Source organism: Aquirufa salirivi (assembly GCF_045310485.1).
Lineage (GTDB): Bacteria > Bacteroidota > Bacteroidia > Cytophagales > Spirosomataceae > Aquirufa > Aquirufa salirivi.
Map to the genome: position 1 here is coordinate 1 of NZ_JBEWZH010000050.1, position 255 is coordinate 255.

The window sequence follows — 255 nt, forward strand, 5'->3', positions numbered from 1 at the left end:
AGGCACTCTCTGCTTTGTACAAGACCACCGATGCCGTTGCCACTCCATTCGTAAATACAATGCTTGTCGCTGTTCCAAAGTTCGTTCCGTTCGCTGTCGCTACCGTCACTGGACTGCTTGAACTATTTGCACCAGAGAAAGTTAAACTCTTCGTGCCTGCATATCCTGTGGCTGTATTATGACTCGCATCTACTGCTCTTATCGTGATCGTTTGGGCTTCCCCAGCATTCTGACTCGCAGATCCCGTAATCATCA

General features: G+C 48.6%; 1 protein-coding gene. It reads right to left on the bottom strand.

The window, feature by feature from the left end; all coding sequences use genetic code 11:
- On the bottom strand, positions 1-255 hold a 255-nt coding region (locus U0R11_RS13640; protein WP_406752395.1), incomplete at both ends, for a hypothetical protein.